This window comes from Brachyspira sp. G79 (genome assembly GCF_002379365.1).
GTDB lineage: Bacteria > Spirochaetota > Brachyspiria > Brachyspirales > Brachyspiraceae > Brachyspira.
In genome coordinates this window covers 777,934-779,175 of record NZ_JQIU01000008.1, presented here as the reverse complement: position 1 = coordinate 779,175, position 1,242 = coordinate 777,934, and the positions used below count along the sequence as shown (strand labels likewise).

The following is a 1,242-nucleotide window of genomic DNA, read 5'->3' as shown; positions in this document are numbered from 1 at the left end:
TTCAGAATATATTATTTTATTTTCTACATCCAAATTTATCATATTTTTTATATCATCTATTTTATATATAAGTTTAATACATTTTTCTATAGTAAATAATGTTTCTATTTTTAGAATAGAGTATATTATTAATATAAGTTTATATCTTATATTTTCTTTATTTACCGCTTTTATTTTTAATACAGTACTTATAATTTTAATTGAAGTCATTTTTATAAATTTTATTCTAAGTTCTACATTGTTATATAAATGTTTTATAAGTTCGTCTTGATTTATGATTTCGATTACAGAATCTTCCAATGCTATTACGGTTGTAAGAAGAGGTTTATATTCCAGTACTGGACTATAGCCATTTATAATGTAGCCTGCTGGATATACTGCTCTTGTAACATATCTTCCATTCATTATATTATATATGCCTAATTTTCCAGATTTTATATAATATATATTATTACTTATTTCTAACTCACTATATAGGCAGTACCCTTTTGTTATTTTTAATAAATTTTTTTCTATGCATTCAGGTTTTTTAGCTGGAGTTAAAAATTTTAAAAAATCTTTAACTTTGTCAATATTGAAATTTTCTTTAAATGAATTTAAATATGCTTTGCAAAGTTTATAGCTTGCATCTATAAATCCGCATTCTTTATAAATATTTGCCATAGTTAAGATATCATCTTTATTATAAAGATCTATTTTATTTTTAGTAATTATTGAATAGTATTTGCTGAGCCACCTTTCTAATATAAAAGATAGATAATTTGATATTTTATTTATTAAATGTTTATTATTTAACCTATTAATATTTTCTATTTTTATTTGCCACAATTCACAATCTTCTGCTGTTTCAGATGTAGAATAGTAAGGTTCTCCCGTCACAGATTGAATTATACCTATAATTCCGCCTTCATTATATTTTATTGTAAAATTATCGCAAAAATCATTGCAGGATAATATTTTTCCTCTAGATATTATATAGAAATAATCTTTTGCTTCTTCTCCGCTTCTAAATATAACGGTCCCTTTTGTATATTTTACTAATCTGTATTTATCCATATACTTAATACACGTATAAAATATTTACAATTGAATTATAATACTTAGATAAATTATGTCAACTAAAATATATAATTTTTGTATTTTTTAGGTAATTTATAACATCTGATATTTTTATGTTTTTAAATGGTCTATTTCTATATATTTTATATTTTGTAATTCTGAACATATATCTTTATCCGAATT

General features: G+C 21.7%; 1 protein-coding gene. It reads right to left on the bottom strand.

Annotated elements, in window-relative coordinates:
- On the bottom strand, positions 1-1,056 hold a 1,056-nt coding region (locus KQ44_RS04805; protein WP_096736449.1), incomplete at its 3' end, for a cyclic nucleotide-binding domain-containing protein.
- Positions 1,057-1,242 lie beyond the last annotated feature (186 nt).